Consider the following 12,988-nt stretch of genomic DNA (forward strand, 5'->3'; position numbering starts at 1 on the left):
GCTGCATCAGCTCCGCACCGGGCAGGCGATGGGCGCTGCCGGCGACAAGCCGCCACGGCATTTGAGCACCCGCCATTGGGCAGGCCGGGTGTCGATGGCAATACGCAAGGCTGCTGGCGAAGGATTGTGCAAAGCCTGCTGCCCGCGGCAGACGAACGCCAGGGCCTGCCCTGTCTCGGCAGCCACCTGCAAGCGCCGCAGGGCTCGGTCATCGGCACGCCCAGGCCAGCACAGCACGGCCGCGCAACTGCCGGAGCGCAGGCACTGCTCGGCGGCCCACAAGACTTCGGCCGCAGGGGCCTCGACCTGGGCCAACCAGCGCAGGTCGACACCGGCCGCCTGCCAGGCCGGCGCATAGGGAATGAACGGTGGTGCCACCAGCACCACCCGGCCGCCTTCACCGGTCAGGCGCGCCAGGCTTGGCCAGAGCAATTGCAGCTCACCGCAGCCAGGACTGGCCAGCAGCAGTTCCGTGAGTGCAGCAGCCGGCCAGCCGCCTTCGGGCAGCCGATCGTCGAGCGAGGCATGGCCGGTAGGCTGCAGGCCCTGAGGCCGTGCCTGGACCTGGCGCCCGCGCCAGATCCGACGCTGGTCAAGCAGGCGATCGAGGTCGACTACCGCGCCCATCAGTCACGCCTCAGCAGGCCACAGAACACGCCTTCGATGACGAAATCCCGACCCGACGCCACATCGATTGGCGCATAGGCAGGGTTGCGTGGCAGCAGGCGATAGCCTCCGGGGATGCGCTGAAGGCGCTTGATGGTCACCTCGCCATCCAGGCGGGCGACCACGATCTGCCCGTCGCGGGCCTCGCCCTGCTGGCGGATGCCGACCAGATCGCCATCGAAAATGCCGTCGTCGATCATCGAGTCGCCGCGCACCTTGAGCAGGTAGTCGGGCGTACGACGGAACAGGCTGGGGTCGAGCAACAGCTGCTCGTGGATGTCCAGGTCGGGACCGATCGGCGCGCCCGCCGCCACTTGGCCAAGCACCGGGATTTCGAGGATCTCGGGCCGACGCAGCGGCTCGGCCAGCCGGATGCCGCGGGCCTGGTTAGGTGTCACGTCGATGAAGCCGGCCTGGCTCAAGGCGGTGATGTGCTTGCGCGCCACGCTGCGCGAGGCAAAACCGAAGCGCTGGGCGATGTCGGCCAGGCTGGGGGGCTGGCCGTGATCGGCGATGCGCTCGCGGATGAATTCGAGAATGGCGCGGCGTTTGGGGGTCATGTTATCCATGGAGTACATTTGTACTCTTTTCGGCGTACAGTGAACAGCCCCCTTCGTCGTCCGGTTTGGCTATCATGGCCGGGATTGACGTTTTCCCCTTTTGGATACCCGATGCTGACCGCCCTGCTGTTCGACCTCGATGGAACCCTCACCGATACCGATACCCTGCATTTGCAGGCCTTCCGCCAGTTGCTGCGCGAGCATGACGGCCGCGAGCTGAGCCAAGCGCAGTTCGAGGCCCAGGTCAGCGGGCGGGCCAACGGAGAGCTGTTCGCCGAGCTTTTTCCTCTCTGCAGCCCGGCCCAATGCCTGGCCCTGGCCGAGCGCAAGGAGGCGTTATTCCGCGAACTGTCGCCTCGGCTGACGCCCATGCCCGGACTGGCACGCCTGATGACCTACGCCCGGCAGCATGAAATCGGTATGTGCGTGGTGACCAATGCGCCCCGCCTCAATGCCGAGCACATGCTGGCCGCCATGGGCCTGGAGGGATGTTTCGGACATGTACTGGTGGCCGAGGAACTGGCCCGCCCCAAGCCCGACCCGCTGCCCTACCTGACTGGCCTGCAGCGCCTTGCAGCCACGGCCAGCCAGGCCCTGGCCTTCGAGGACTCTCTGCCCGGCGTAAAGGCTGCCAGCGATGCAGGCATCTTCACAGTGGGCATCGCCACTACCCAGACTGCCGAGCGATTGCTCGCTGCCGGGGCGCGATTGGTGGTCGAAGATTTCAACGACACGCGGTTGTGGGCGTTGATAGACGAGATGGCCGGCTAGCGTCGACGGTAGCTTTTGTTGCCCGAGGGTGTCAGGCAATACACCCCGCCTCGCGGGCCCGTGCAGTAGTTGCCACTGCCGCATCCGCAGCCTTCGTCGCTGGCGCGCAATGACTGCACTGCCGGGTGCGCGGTACGGCTCCCGTATAACGCGCTGCAGTTTTTCTTCGAAGCGCTGATCGAACCGTCGTTGCACAGGAAGATCTCGCCGTCACACCCTGCAATCCCACCCTTGCGACCCGAGCACGGGGTGTTAGCCGCCTGGGCCGACGTGATGCCGAGCAGAAGAGTCAACAGAAATAACGACAGACAACGCCAGCGCATGCACAGCTCCTTGTGATTAATGGCCTGATGATATCACTCGAATTCATCCGGGCTACTGCACCATTCATCGTGAGGGGGCAAGCCTTTGTCGAATCCAACAGCCGCCATTCGACCATTCGCTGAATCCCTCACGTGGAGCCAGCGTCATGAACAATCCAGACATCAAGCACCCAGTGGTGACCCGAAGCGAGTGGCTCGCCGCCCGGCGCCAGCTCTGGCTGCATGAAAAAGCCCTTACTCATCAGCGTGACGAAGTGGCAGCGGCCAGGCGGGCCTTGCCGTGGGTCAAAGTCGAACAGCCTTACCGCTTCCACGGGCCCGATGGCGAGGTGGGGCTGACGGACCTGTTTGCCGGGCGCAGCCAACTGCTGGTCTATCACTTCATGTTCGCCGACGGTTGGAGCGAGGGCTGCCCGGGGTGTTCGTTCCTGGCCGATCATTTCGACGGTGCCAACCTGCACCTGGCGCACCATGACGTTTCGCTGGTCGCGGTGTCGCGGGCGCCCTATGGGCAGTTCCAGGACTTCCGGCGGCGGATGGGGTGGCGGTTTCCTTGGTTCTCGTCACACGGTGGCAGTTTCAACGAGGACTTTGGGGTGAGTGTCGCCACGGATGGGTCTGGGCAGTACAACTACGAGGCCTATGCGGGGAGCGAGCAGGAGCTGCCAGGGCTCAGTGCGTTCTACCGGGACGGGAATGGGGCGGTCTATCACACCTATTCTACGTATGCGCGGGGGCTGGACATTCTGGTGGGGGCTTATAACTTTCTCGACATTGCGCCGTTGGGGAGGAATGAGGGGGGGACGATGGATTGGGTGCGGCATCATGATCGGTATGAGGTGGGGACGCGGGCTGGGCAGTGTTGTCATGAGTGAGGGCTTGGGCTTGGGCTTGGGCTTGGGCTTGGGCTTGGGCTTGGGCTTGGGCTTGGGCTTGGGCTTTCAGGCTGGGTGAATATCCGGGTTTGGTGGGGGCGCTACCGGCGCTTTTCGCCTTTACGGCGACCTACTTTTGCTCTTGGGCAAAAGTAGGCAAAAACCGTTGGCTCCCACATCCGGCCCCTGCGCTGCGCTCCGGGGTTCCCTGCGCTCCGGTGCCTTTCGGGGCTTCGCGGCCTCCGGCTTGCTACGCCAGCCTCCATCTCGCGACTTCGGCTACCGCCGAAGGGCGCTGCGCGCCTGCCCCTACAGACACCTCCACTCGGCCTCCTGAGGTCGCGATTGGTGGCGTCTGGACTATCGCGTAGCAAAAGCAACGGCAACGGCAACGGCAACGGCAACGGCAACGGCAACGGCAAACAAGTTAATTGTTTGGGTGTTTGTTCAGGCCTATTCGCGGGTTAATCGGAGCACCGAACCGCCGATCCTACAGGCACAGCGCCGTTCTCAAGAGCTGCGGTGAGCCTGTGTGAGCGGCGGTTCGGTGCTCCGGTTTACCCGCGAATGGCCCAAAAGCTCACCACAAAAACCACTGAACGAAACAACGCCAGCCCAGACGCCGCCCGTAACTTGCGCCCCATCAGCAGGCCGAGCGGAGGTGTCTGTAGGGGCAGGCGCGTAGCGCCCTTCGGCGGTAGCCGAAGTCGCGAGATGGAGGCTGGCGCAGCCAGCCGGAGGCCGCGAGGCCCCGTAAGACACCGCAGCGAGGGAACCCGGTGCGAAGCGCCGGGCCGGATGCAGGGGCGCGCGGCTTTTGGTTACTTTTGGCCAAGACCAAAAGTGACCCGCCGTAAAGGCGGAAAGGTGACTAACCGTCGCCAAATCAAACGGATAAGCCCACAAACCTCAAAACCAACAACCAACAACCAACGCCAAATCAAATCTCGTGCGCCGCAAGCAACTCCATGAGCACCTCGGCCAACGCCCGAACCATTCCATCCGCCGTCGGCCGATGCACCACCACGATCTCGTAGCTATCGACCTCCGGCAACCCCTGCTCCACTCCCAACACCCGGTGCTCCGCCGTCGCCGCCCGCGGCGGCAACAGACTGATCCCCATGCCATCGGCCACCGCCGCCTGTATCCCGCTCAAGCTGGAGCTGGTAAAGCTGATACGCCAACGCCGCCCCATCCCCTCGATCGCGGTAATCATGTCATCGCGATACAACCCCCGCGGCGGAAAAGTCACCAGTGGGATCGGGTCGAGTTCGAAGGCCGGTGTCCGGGCACTGTCGATCCACTGCAATCGCTCAGGCCAGCACGCCACCCCTTCCCTCGCATTACGCCGCTGCTTGAGCAACACCAGATCCAATTCGCCGTTGTCATAGGCTTGGCTCAGGTCCCGGCACAACCCGCTGGTAACCTCCAACTTGACCTGAGGATGGCGTCGACTGAATGCCGACAAGGCATTGGTGGTGCGCCCACCGACGAAATCCTCAGGTACTCCCAAGCGCACCGTCACGCCAACCATCGCCCCCGCCAGGGCTTCGAGCATCTGGTCGTTCAGCGCCAGCATGTGCCGGGCATAACCCAGCAGTGTCTGCCCTGCGTCCGTGGGCAGCACGTCGCGGTTGCCTCGCACCAGCAGGCGGTGCCCCACCATGTCCTCCAGCCGGCGTACTTTCTGGCTGATGGTCGACTGGGTGGAGTGCAAGCGCGTCGCCGCCGTGGTGAAACTGCCGCAGTCGGCCACCACGACAATGGCGCGCAGCAGGTCGAGGTCGAACAGGGCCCTATTCGGTTTAACGCTGATAGACATCGGTGTATTCAACTTCTGAATGACAGACCCGACTTCTAGCACGCCCATACACCGCCGGCAACCGCACGCGCCAGCGCGTCAGTCGCCCAGCGCCGTCCCTTCGCGCCGAGGATCGGCACCCGCCGACCAGCCGTCAGCGGTGCGCTGGATGATCTGCGTCCCGCTGGTCATCGTCATCGGTGTCACCTCATGGCCGCGGGCTTGAAGCGCCTGTATCAGGGCTGGGCTTGCCAACCCCGCTTCCACCTCGGTGCCGAGGTTGCGACTGCCGAAGTTGGGCAGATTGATGGCCGCTTGGGGATCGAGCTTCCAATCCAACAGGCCGATCAATGCCTTGTTCACGTAACCGATGATCTGCGAGCCACCGGGTGAGCCCAGACTGGCCAGCAGTTCGCCGGACTCACGTGTGAATACCAGTGTCGGCGACATCGAGGACAGCGGTCGCTTGCCGGGAGCGACCGCATTGGCGACGGGCTTGCCGTCTGCGCTGGGTACGAACGAGAAGTCGGTCAGGTGGTTGTTCAGCAGAAATCCTTTGACGAACAGGTGCGAGCCAAAAGCGGCCTCCACGGACGTGGTCATGGCAACCGCACCGCCCAGATCGTCGACGGCCGAGACATGGGAGGTGGCAATGCGCAAGGGAGACCGGTCAGGCGACAGGGCCAAGTTGTTACCCGGCGGTGTACCGGCCTCGGCGTGCTTCATGCTGCTCGGGCCGATCAGCCGGGCACGACTCGCCAGGTACGCCTTGTTGGTCAGCCCTTGGAGATTCACCGCCACATAGTCGCTATCAGCCAGATACTGAGCACGGTCGGCGTAGGCCAGGCGCTCGGCCTCGGCAATCAGGTGAACCGCCATGGGCGCGGGTTCCAGACCCGCCACCGACGCCGCCTGCGTCGGTGCCATGCTGGCCAAGTCCAGCGACGGTGTGGCCGACTGCAGGGCTTCGAGGATGCCCAGGGTCTGCAATACCGCGACGCCACCGGAGGATGGCGGTGGCATGCCGCAAATGCGCCAGATCTTGTAGGGCCCACAGACGGGCGTGCGCTCCTTGGCCTGGTAGCGACGCAGGTCTTCGAGCGACAGCAGGCCGGGGTTGGCATGGCCGCGCACAGCCTCGACCATCGCCTGGGCAATGTCGCCGGTGTAGAACGCATCAGGCCCCTGCGTGGCGATCAGTTCCAGCGTCTGTGCAAGCTCGGGGTTCTTCAGAAGCGTGCCGACCGCCAAGGGCTTGCCTTGGGCATCGAGAAAATAGCGGGCCATGCCGGGCGAGCCGGCGACATAGGTGTCCGCTGCCAGCAGTGTGTGCAATCGCTTGGACATCGGGAAACCGTCGCGGGCCAAGGCGATGGCCGGGGCAAACAGGTCGCGCCATGGCAGTCGACCATGCTGTTCATGGGCCAAATGCAAGGCGCGCAGCACGCCGGGTACGGCCACTGAGCGGCCGCCGATCTGGGCGTCACGAAATGCCATGGGCGTACCGTCAGACTTAAGGAACAGGTTCGGCGTAACCTGCGAGGGCGCGGTTTCACGACCGTCGAAGGCCTGGACCTGGTGCCCGTCCCAATAGAGGATGAACGCCCCTCCACCGATACCGCTGGACTGCGGTTCGACCAAGGTGAGCACCGCCTGCATGGCGATGGCAGCATCGATGGCGCTGCCACCTGCGCGCAACACCGAGCGCCCTGCGTCACTGGCCAAGGGGTTGGCGGCGGCAGCCATGTGCCGGCTGGCATGAGTCGGCTTTAACCCGGCGCGGTAGCCGGAGTCGAGCTCGGGTGGCAACGGCAAGACCGAGGGCGTTTCTGCCGTTCGTCCACCCCAGCCACAACTGGTCAAGGTCGCCAGGCAACACAGAGCCGTGACACGCACTACAACGGGTAAAGGCCTTTTCAAGAAGGACATCCTGTAATTCGAGGGCAGGCGCAGGGCGCCAAAACCAGCGATTTTAGCCGAACCTGCGCAAAAGCCCGAAAACAGGGGTATATCCAGAAATGCACTGATGTTCATGCGCAGAATTAACTTCAAGCACTCAAGGGTATTTCCTAGGATGAAGACCGGTCATTCAGGAGCCTCTCCCATGCGCTTGCCGTTCGCCGCCCTCTTCGCCTTGCTCATCAGCGTTGTCGCCCACGCCGAGACCCTTGCCATGGATACCCAACTGCTCGATGCCGCCCAGCGTGGCGATGCTTCTGCCGTACGCCGTCTGCTCGATGAAGGCGCCAACGTCGATGCGCGGGACGCTCGGCGCCGCACCGCGCTGCTGGTGGCCACCCACGCCAATGAGGTCGCGACAGCCAAGGTGCTGATAGAAGCTGGCGCCGACGTCAATGCCAAGGACGACATCCAGGACAGTCCTTATTTATATGCCGGGGCCCGTGGTCTGAACGAGATCCTGCGATTGACCCTGGATCACGGTGCCGACCTCAAGAGCACCAACCGCTACGGTGGCACCGCGCTGATTCCCGCCGCCGAACGCGGCCATGTGCAGACCGTACAGATGCTGATCGACGCAGGTGTCGACGTGAACCATCTCAACCGCCTGCACTGGACCGCCTTGCTGGAGGCGGTGATCCTTGGCGATGGTGGCCCGCGTCACGTGGACATCGTCCGCCGGCTGCTGGCGGCCGGGGCGGACCCGGCGATCGCCGACAAGGACGGCGTGACGGCACTGGAGCACGCGCAGCAGCGAGGATATCGGGAGATCGTGGCGTTACTGGAGAAATGAGGGCGAATGGAGCCGTCCGCCCTACTCCACCGCCTCGAACGGCAACCCCACATAGTTCTCGGCAATGTTCACCAACCCGGCCGGCGAGCTGAGGTAATACTCCCGGTCAGCTTCCTGCATCTTGCGGTCCCAGTCATCCTGATGCTCGCCGAAGTCATGCAGCAACTGGGTCATGAACCAGCTGAAGCGCTCACCCTTCCACACCCGGCGCAGGGCCAGGGGCGAGTACTGAGCCAGCAGGTCGGTACGCCCTTCGCGGTAGACCTTGACCAGGATCCGGGAGAGGTAATTGACGTCCGACGCCGCCAGGTTAAGCCCCTTGGCACCCGTGGGCGGGACGATGTGCGCGGCATCGCCGAGCAAAAAAAGCCGGCCGAACTGCATGGGCTCGACCACCTGGCTGCGCAGCGGTGCGATGCTTTTCTCCAGCGCCGCCCCGGTGACCAGTCGTGCCGCCACGTCCTCTGGCAGCCGCGCCTTGAGCTCTTCCCAAAAGCGCTCGTCGCTCCAATCTTCCACACGCTCTTGCAGCGGCACCTGCAGGTAGTAGCGGCTGCGGGTGTGGGAACGCTGGCTGCACAGCACGAACCCGCGCTCATGGTGGGCGTAGATCAGCTCGTGGTTGACCGGCGGCGTATCGGCCAAGAGGCCCAGCCAGCCGAACGGATAGACACGCTCGTATTGCTTGAGCACCCCCGCAGGGATGCTCTGGCGCGACACACCGTGGAAACCATCGCATCCGGCAATGTAATCGCAGTCCACGCGCAGGCGTCGGCCGTCCTGCTCGAAAGTGACAAAGGGCTGTGAAGAGTCCAGCCCGTGCAACTGCACCTGGCTGGCCGAATAGACGATCGGCGCACCGCTGGCCTGGCGGGCCTGCATGAGGTCACGGGTGACCTCGGTCTGGCCGTACACCATGACTGTTTTGCCGCCGGTGAGGGCCTTCAGGTCAAGGCGTTGGCGACGACCGCCGACTAGCAGCTCGACGCCCTCATGCACCAGTCCTTCACGATCCATGCGTTCGGCGACACCCGCCTCGCGCAACAGGTCGACCGTGCCTTGCTCCAGCACGCCGGCACGGATGCGGCCGAGCACGTAGTCTGGGGTCTGACGTTCGAGGATCACGGTGTCGATGCCAGCTCTGTGCAGCAACTGGCCAAGCAGCAGGCCGGACGGACCAGCCCCGATGATTGCAACCTGAGTCTTCATTGTTGTTGTCTCGTCGTATCGATGCCGGTACTGGCAACGCATGCCTTGGCATCTGCAGATTTGGGTTTGCACCTGCATTTTTACTGGCCACTGCAGGGCAAAAAGTGTGAAATCCCGTGCATTAACTGCACTTTTGCAAATTTCGTTCGATTAACGGACAGACATGCCATGACCACCCGACTTCCCGGAGTGCCACTGTTCCAGCTCTACGGCGAAAACCAGGCCTGGCCCGGTGCCGACTTGCTGCATTGCGAGTCGATCCCTGCGCGCAGCCGTTTGCACCACTGGGAAATCAAGCCCCATCGCCATGCCGAGCTGTTCCAGCTGCTTTACGTGCAAAGGGGCCGGGCGCAGGTACAGATCGAAGGCCAGCGCAGCGAAATCCACGAAGCGGCGATTCAGGTGGTCCCTCCGCTGACCGTGCATGGGTTTCGTTTCAGCGCCGACATCCAGGGCCACGTGCTGACGTTCGGCACCGCCCTGGTGGCCGATCTGGAGCAGCGCCTCGGCGCACCCCTGGCAGTGCTGACGTCGGTGGGTTGCTACCCGCTGGGCAAGGACCGTATCCGCCTGCACGGTCTGATCGACACGCTGCAACAGGAATACCAGGGCCACGCGCCAGGGCGGGCCGCCATGCTGCAGGCGCTGCTCACCGCACTGATGGTGTGGATCAGCCGTCGCCAACAACTGGGCCAGGCCCCGCGCAACCGAGATGAACGCGACCGGCAATTGCTAAGCCGATACCTGCGCTTGGTGGAAGCCCATTACCGCGAGCACCTGTCGGTCGAAGACTTCGCGGCGAAGCTGGGTATTTCCAGCCTGCGTCTCAACCAGCTGTGCCGGGACCTGGCCGGGCAGACCGCTCTGCAAGTCGTTCACCAGCGCCTGTTGCTGGAAGCACGACGCAACCTGGTGTACACGCGCATGAGCATCGGCCAGCTGTCAGACCGCCTGGGCTTCACCGACCCGACCTACTTCGCCCGGTTCTTCAAGCGCCTGTCCGGCCAGACGCCAAATGGCTTCCGGCGATCGGCCCAATCCCAGGGGCCAGCAGCACCTGCTTGACGTTTACGTCAAGCAGCCTTTAGGTTAGCGGCTATCACCTCTTCCGAGCCCAAGCATGAGCAGCCAGACCTACAGCATCTCCGACCTGTCCCGCGAGCTGGACATCACCACCCGCGCGATTCGCTTCTATGAGGAGCAAGGCCTGCTGAGCCCCGAACGTCGAGGCCTGGAGCGCATCTATTCGGCGCGCGACAAGGTCACCTTGAAGCTGATCCTGCGCGGCAAGCGCATCGGTTTCTCCCTGGCCGAATGCCGGGAGCTGATCGAGCTGTATGACCCTACCAGCGGCAATCTCAAGCAGCTCAACAGCATGCTGGCCAAGATCGCCGAGCGCCGCGCTCAGTTGGAACAGCAGATGCTCGATATCCAGCAAATGCACCTGGAGCTGGACACTGCCCAGGAACGCTGCGAACAGGCCCTGGCCGCCACCCTCAACCAGCACAATCACAATAACCGTTGACCTGACACAGGAACCCCGCCATGTCATTGCCCGAGAAAGTCCGCCTGGTCGAAGTCGGCCCGCGCGACGGCCTGCAGAACGAAGCCCAGCCCATCAGCGTCGCGGACAAAGTGCGCCTGGTGGACGAGCTCACCGAGGCCGGGTTGTCCTATATCGAGGTGGGCAGCTTCGTCTCGCCCAAATGGGTACCGCAGATGGCCGGCTCAGCCGAGGTGTTCGCCGCCATCAAGCAACGCCCAGGCGTGACCTACGCCGCCCTGGCGCCCAACTTGCGCGGTTTCGAAGACGCCCTGGCAGCTGGGGTGAAAGAAGTGGCGGTATTCGCCGCCGCATCCGAGGCCTTCTCACAGCGCAACATCAATTGCTCGATCAGCGAGAGCCTCAAGCGCTTCGAGCCGATCATGGAGGCGGCGCGCAGCCATGGCGTGCGCGTGCGCGGTTATGTGTCGTGCGTGCTGGGCTGCCCTTACGAAGGCAAGGTCAGCGCCGAGCAGGTCGCGCCGGTGGCGCGGGCACTGCATGAGATGGGCTGCTACGAAGTGTCTTTGGGCGACACCATCGGCACCGGTACCGCTGGCGAAACACGCCGGTTGTTCGAGGTGGTCTCGGCCCAGGTGCCACGTGGGCAATTGGCCGGGCATTTCCATGACACCTACGGCCAGGCCCTGGCCAATGTCTATGCCAGTCTGCTCGAAGGCATCCAGGTCTTCGACAGTTCCGTGGCGGGCCTGGGCGGCTGTCCGTACGCCAAGGGCGCGACCGGCAACGTTGCCACCGAGGATGTTGTGTACCTCATGCAAGGCCTGGGAATCGACACCGGCATCGACCTGGAGCGCCTGATCGCGGCCGGCCAGCGCATCAGTTCGGTGCTGGGCCGCGTCACGGGGTCGCGGGTTGCACGGGCGCGTAGCGCTCAATGAGTCATACGGGTGTCACATGTGTGTGGGTGAGTGTTACCTCACCCCCGTTTGCCAGCAAAAAATCGGGTAACAGGGAAACAAATCGACAGATTTTCAGGTGGCCCGGCTTCTGCGAATTCAGACAAGGCATTGATTTTAAATGATTTTAAAAAGTTGGCATGGCATCTGCTTTATCTCTGGCATAACAAGAACAACAACGTGACACCCAATAAAAACAATAGGTAACGGCTCTGACATAACAAGAACAACACGGCAGAGGCGTAGCAAGCAGATTTTTTTGGAGTAGGCACGCTTTTCAGAGGGTTCGCCCTCGCGGTCTGACACAGAACAATAAAACTACCTGCAAGGTAGCGGCAGTCAGCATCGGATCAGCAATGATGAAAGCAGGTCAGCGCTCAAAAAAATACGTTTGCTCTTGTGCCCCGAGTGGGGGCCACCCGCACTACCGAGGCAATGGCTGACAAAAACAACAACAGGCCAGTCTCCAATAATAAAAAAAAGAGCAGGCAACAACGCTTTGAGGGGAGCTTCGGCTCCCCTCAGTGCTTCCTGTCACGCTCCTCCTCCTGCTTCCCTTCATCCTCGCCTTCAAGCTTCTCCACCAACAACGGCATGCTGCCCAGCACCAGCAGCGCCAGCACCGTGCTGATCACGGCAGTGGCCTCACGCCCCACACCCGCGGCCGTGCCGATGGCGGCGGTCATCCACAATCCGGCGGCGGTGGTCAGGCCTTTCACATGGCTGGTCTCCTGGCCGTTCCCTTTGAGAATCGTCCCGGCGCCCAGAAAACCGATCCCCGCGACGATCCCCTGGACCACTCGGCTGAGCGCCTGCTCGTCAGCGCCGGCCATGCTCGGCGCCAGGACGAACAGCGCCGCCCCCAGGCACACTAACATGTGCGTGCGCACGCCCGCGGACTTGCCCTTGTGCTCGCGCTCGAAGCCCAGCACCGCGCCCAGCACGGCGGCCATCAACAAGCGCACCAGGATCTGGGTGACCTCGCGCAGGTCGGCGATGTCGGCGAACTCGGCTTGTATGGCCAGCCATACCGTGTGCCACCAAGGGTGCATGTCAGACCTCCAGGTCGTGGGAGCGACGCTCGTACCTCTCAAGGGATGGACCGTTGGGCTTGCCGGGAGTGCAACCGAATCCACTGAGCGCAGCGATGCAGCAACCACCTGTTTGGCGCGGTCACAACTGCAGACCGCCAACCAAGAGGACATCGCCATGCCCGTAGAAATCGACGAAAGCACCCGCCGCTGTACGTTGATCGGCGAAGACCTACGCCTCGAGGCCGAAGGGCCGGACATCGAGATCGTCACGGATGAGCAGTTGCGCATGTCGGTGGCCCTGCTCGCCAACCAGCGCGTCCCCATCACCGAAGCCGAGGCCGACGCGCTCACCGTGGCCGGTGCGGTGGATAGCCGCAGGCATCTGAAGGCAAGCACGCCAGGCTCCGTGATCTGAGGCCTGCGAGGTACCAGCGGTTCATCTGATACGGTTTTTATCGCGCCACCTGAGTCTGTGCTGGAAACAGATCGCGCCCCATAGTGACCGGGCCTGATCGAGACTCAAGAGCACAAGCC

General features: G+C 63.4%; 14 protein-coding genes. 7 read left to right on the forward strand and 7 right to left on the reverse strand.

The features are described 5' to 3' along the window. Positions 1–6: 6 nt before the first annotated feature. Positions 7–627: a translesion DNA synthesis-associated protein ImuA gene (gene imuA / locus R6G97_RS20535; protein ID WP_317847433.1), complete on the reverse strand. Its 621-nt coding sequence runs from the start codon at positions 625–627 to the stop codon at positions 7–9. Continuing rightward, positions 627–1,244 (reverse strand): transcriptional repressor LexA, encoded by a 618-nt coding sequence (gene lexA / locus R6G97_RS20540; RefSeq protein WP_043215574.1) that lies wholly within the window; start codon positions 1,242–1,244, stop codon positions 627–629. Before lexA ends, imuA begins: the two co-directional genes overlap by 1 nt. 93 nt (positions 1,245–1,337) lie before the next feature. Here lexA and R6G97_RS20545 point away from each other — a divergent pair, with 93 nt between their 5' ends. After that, a complete protein-coding gene (locus R6G97_RS20545; protein ID WP_090342393.1) occupies positions 1,338–1,997 on the forward strand; it encodes an HAD family hydrolase in 660 nt (219 codons plus the stop codon). Here R6G97_RS20545 and R6G97_RS20550 read toward each other — a convergent pair. Further along, a complete protein-coding gene (locus R6G97_RS20550) occupies positions 1,994–2,320 on the reverse strand; it encodes a hypothetical protein (RefSeq protein ID WP_317847434.1) in 327 nt (108 codons plus the stop codon). The two genes, R6G97_RS20545 and R6G97_RS20550, sit on opposite strands and share 4 nt — an antisense overlap. 146 nt (positions 2,321–2,466) lie before the next feature. On the opposite strand from R6G97_RS20550, the gene R6G97_RS20555 reads away from it, so the two are divergent. Beyond that, positions 2,467–3,195 carry a DUF899 domain-containing protein gene (locus tag R6G97_RS20555; RefSeq protein WP_317847435.1) on the forward strand — a complete coding sequence of 243 codons (729 nt, stop codon included), beginning with the start codon at positions 2,467–2,469 and terminating at the stop codon, positions 3,193–3,195. 940 nt (positions 3,196–4,135) lie between these two features. On the opposite strand, the gene R6G97_RS20560 is transcribed toward R6G97_RS20555, so the two are convergent. Continuing rightward, on the reverse strand, positions 4,136–5,017 hold the full coding sequence (locus R6G97_RS20560; protein ID WP_043211342.1) for a LysR family transcriptional regulator: 882 nt from the start codon (positions 5,015–5,017) through the stop codon (positions 4,136–4,138). Between the two features lie 78 nt (positions 5,018–5,095). Further along, complete coding sequence (gene ggt, locus R6G97_RS20565) at positions 5,096–6,925, reverse strand: gamma-glutamyltransferase (RefSeq protein ID WP_182940926.1); 1,830 nt, start codon at positions 6,923–6,925, stop codon at positions 5,096–5,098. Positions 6,926–7,100: 175 nt separating this feature from the next. Between ggt and R6G97_RS20570 the strand changes: the two genes are divergently transcribed. Further along, entirely contained in the window at positions 7,101–7,748 is a 648-nt protein-coding gene (locus tag R6G97_RS20570; RefSeq protein WP_253132700.1) for an ankyrin repeat domain-containing protein, read from the forward strand. A gap of 21 nt (positions 7,749–7,769) precedes the next feature. Here the strand turns inward: R6G97_RS20570 and pobA are convergent, their stop codons facing one another. Further along, complete coding sequence (pobA, locus tag R6G97_RS20575) at positions 7,770–8,957, reverse strand: 4-hydroxybenzoate 3-monooxygenase (protein WP_317847436.1); 1,188 nt, start codon at positions 8,955–8,957, stop codon at positions 7,770–7,772. 168 nt (positions 8,958–9,125) lie between these two features. Here pobA and R6G97_RS20580 point away from each other — a divergent pair, with 168 nt between their 5' ends. Genes R6G97_RS20580 through R6G97_RS20590 form a run of 3 tightly spaced genes read left to right on the forward strand, consistent with a single transcriptional unit; the run spans position 9,126 to position 11,402 of the window. Next, a complete protein-coding gene (locus tag R6G97_RS20580; RefSeq protein WP_090342376.1) occupies positions 9,126–10,022 on the forward strand; it encodes a helix-turn-helix domain-containing protein in 897 nt (298 codons plus the stop codon). A gap of 55 nt (positions 10,023–10,077) precedes the next feature. Beyond that, positions 10,078–10,482 (forward strand): MerR family transcriptional regulator, encoded by a 405-nt coding sequence (locus R6G97_RS20585; protein WP_043211252.1) that lies wholly within the window; start codon positions 10,078–10,080, stop codon positions 10,480–10,482. 20 nt (positions 10,483–10,502) lie between these two features. Beyond that, positions 10,503–11,402, forward strand: a complete 900-nt coding sequence (locus tag R6G97_RS20590) for a hydroxymethylglutaryl-CoA lyase (RefSeq protein ID WP_090342373.1) — start codon at positions 10,503–10,505, stop codon at positions 11,400–11,402. 539 nt (positions 11,403–11,941) lie between these two features. On the opposite strand, the gene R6G97_RS20595 is transcribed toward R6G97_RS20590, so the two are convergent. Then, positions 11,942–12,472 (reverse strand): MgtC/SapB family protein, encoded by a 531-nt coding sequence (locus R6G97_RS20595; RefSeq protein ID WP_043211255.1) that lies wholly within the window; start codon positions 12,470–12,472, stop codon positions 11,942–11,944. A 157-nt stretch (positions 12,473–12,629) separates the two neighbouring features. Here R6G97_RS20595 and R6G97_RS20600 point away from each other — a divergent pair, with 157 nt between their 5' ends. After that, positions 12,630–12,869 (forward strand): DUF3203 family protein, encoded by a 240-nt coding sequence (locus tag R6G97_RS20600; protein WP_043211257.1) that lies wholly within the window; start codon positions 12,630–12,632, stop codon positions 12,867–12,869. Positions 12,870–12,988 lie beyond the last annotated feature (119 nt).

The sequence above is a fragment of the Pseudomonas sp. HTZ2 genome (genome assembly GCF_033173945.1).
Taxonomy (GTDB): domain Bacteria; phylum Pseudomonadota; class Gammaproteobacteria; order Pseudomonadales; family Pseudomonadaceae; genus Aquipseudomonas; species Aquipseudomonas guariconensis.

What these genes read in the sequence shown, in the direction of transcription:
- imuA (WP_317847433.1), bottom strand. Translation starts at nt 627, where the DNA reads ATGGGCGCGGTAGTCGACCTCGATCGCCTGCTTGACCAGCGTCGGATC.
- lexA (WP_043215574.1), bottom strand. Translation starts at nt 1,244, where the DNA reads ATGTACTCCATGGATAACATGACCCCCAAACGCCGCGCCATTCTCGAA.
- R6G97_RS20545 (WP_090342393.1), top strand. Translation starts at nt 1,338, where the DNA reads ATGCTGACCGCCCTGCTGTTCGACCTCGATGGAACCCTCACCGATACC.
- R6G97_RS20550 (WP_317847434.1), bottom strand. Translation starts at nt 2,320, where the DNA reads ATGCGCTGGCGTTGTCTGTCGTTATTTCTGTTGACTCTTCTGCTCGGC.
- R6G97_RS20555 (WP_317847435.1), top strand. Translation starts at nt 2,467, where the DNA reads ATGAACAATCCAGACATCAAGCACCCAGTGGTGACCCGAAGCGAGTGG.
- R6G97_RS20560 (WP_043211342.1), bottom strand. Translation starts at nt 5,017, where the DNA reads ATGTCTATCAGCGTTAAACCGAATAGGGCCCTGTTCGACCTCGACCTG.
- ggt (WP_182940926.1), bottom strand. Translation starts at nt 6,925, where the DNA reads ATGTCCTTCTTGAAAAGGCCTTTACCCGTTGTAGTGCGTGTCACGGCT.
- R6G97_RS20570 (WP_253132700.1), top strand. Translation starts at nt 7,101, where the DNA reads ATGCGCTTGCCGTTCGCCGCCCTCTTCGCCTTGCTCATCAGCGTTGTC.
- pobA (WP_317847436.1), bottom strand. Translation starts at nt 8,957, where the DNA reads ATGAAGACTCAGGTTGCAATCATCGGGGCTGGTCCGTCCGGCCTGCTG.
- R6G97_RS20580 (WP_090342376.1), top strand. Translation starts at nt 9,126, where the DNA reads ATGACCACCCGACTTCCCGGAGTGCCACTGTTCCAGCTCTACGGCGAA.
- R6G97_RS20585 (WP_043211252.1), top strand. Translation starts at nt 10,078, where the DNA reads ATGAGCAGCCAGACCTACAGCATCTCCGACCTGTCCCGCGAGCTGGAC.
- R6G97_RS20590 (WP_090342373.1), top strand. Translation starts at nt 10,503, where the DNA reads ATGTCATTGCCCGAGAAAGTCCGCCTGGTCGAAGTCGGCCCGCGCGAC.
- R6G97_RS20595 (WP_043211255.1), bottom strand. Translation starts at nt 12,472, where the DNA reads ATGCACCCTTGGTGGCACACGGTATGGCTGGCCATACAAGCCGAGTTC.
- R6G97_RS20600 (WP_043211257.1), top strand. Translation starts at nt 12,630, where the DNA reads ATGCCCGTAGAAATCGACGAAAGCACCCGCCGCTGTACGTTGATCGGC.